Origin of the sequence: Treponema sp. UBA785, assembly GCF_002297065.1 — a bacterium.
In the GTDB taxonomy this organism is placed as follows: Bacteria; Spirochaetota; Spirochaetia; order Treponematales; family Treponemataceae; genus Treponema_D.
Map to the genome: position 1 here is coordinate 1 of NZ_DBJD01000058.1, position 1,373 is coordinate 1,373.

Consider the following 1,373-nt stretch of genomic DNA (forward strand, 5'->3'; position numbering starts at 1 on the left):
TAAAGAACTTTGTGCCAGAAGCGCGCATACAAAAGGTGAAGAACCGCATGTTCTGCTCCTCCAACGTAAAGGTCAACAGGCATCCAGTATTTTTCCTTGTCTGGCGCGCAGAAATTCGCGTTGTCTTTCGGGTCGAGATAGCGAAGGTAATACCAGCAGCTTCCCGCCCACTGAGGCATTGTGTTCGTCTCGCGCTTTGCGTCTGCTCCGCATTTAGGACATTTGCAGTTTACCCAAGACTCAATTCCTGCGAGTGGAGACTCGCCTGTGCCTGTCGGCTGGTAAGTCTTTACGTTTGGAAGCTCCAGCGGAAGCTCGCTTTCCGGAACCGGAACAGTTCCGCATTTTGGACAGTGAACAAGCGGAATCGGCTCGCCCCAGTATCTCTGCCGGCTGAAAACCCAGTCGCGGAGCTTGTAGTTCACGGCTTTTTTTCCGATTTTCTTTTCTTCCAGGAACTCGAGCATTTTTGCAATCGCGTCTTTTTTGTTAAGGCCGTTCAAGAATTCTGAATTAACGTGGATTCCGTCCTGAGTCCAAGCCTCTTTTTGAACGTCAACTTCTGACTTCAAGACTTCGATGATTGGAAGACCGAATTTCTTTGCAAAATCCCAGTCGCGTGTGTCGTGCGCCGGAACTGCCATGATTGCGCCTGTTCCGTAAGAAATCAGAACATAGTCCGCAACCCAGATTGGAATGAGCTTTCCGTTAACAGGATTTATCGCGTAGCTTCCTGAGAAAACGCCAGTCTTTGTTTTTGCAAGGTCGGTTCGCTCAAGGTCTGATTTCTTCGCTGCCTCATCGCGGTATTTTTCAACTGCTTCTTTCTGTTCTGCCGTTGTGAGTTTTTCAATCAAAGGATGCTCAGGCGAGACAACCATGTAAGTCGCGCCAAAAAGCGTGTCGCATCTTGTCGTGTAGACTGTGAGCTTCTGCTCAGTCGCTTTTCCGTCCTTGTCTGCAACGGCAAAGTCAACTTCCGCGCCTTCCGAGCGTCCAATCCAGTTGCGCTGCATTGCCTTTACGCTTTCCGGCCAGTCGAGCTCATCCAAGTCTTTTAAGAGACGGTCTGCATAGGCTGTGATTTTAAGAATCCACTGGCGGATAACTTTGTGCGTAACTTGCGCGCCGCAGCGGTCGCAGTGTCCTTCTTTTACTTCCTCGTTTGCAAGCCCTGTAAGGCACGAAGGGCACCAGTTGATTGGAGTCTGAGCCTCGTAAGCCAGACCTTTTTTGTAGAGCTGGAGGAAAATCCACTGAGTCCATTTGTAATAGTCAGGAGTGCAGGTCTTGATTTCGCGGTCCCAGTCGTAGCTGAATCCGAGAGCCTTAATCTGCTCGGTAAAGTGCGCGATGTTCTTGAAAGTTGTTTC

General features: G+C 49.7%; 1 protein-coding gene. It reads right to left on the reverse strand.

Annotated elements, in window-relative coordinates; all coding sequences use genetic code 11:
* Positions 1 to 1,373, reverse strand: a 1,373-nt coding sequence (leuS, locus tag B2X33_RS04685; RefSeq protein ID WP_296667995.1) for a leucine--tRNA ligase, incomplete at both ends; no start/stop codon positions are given.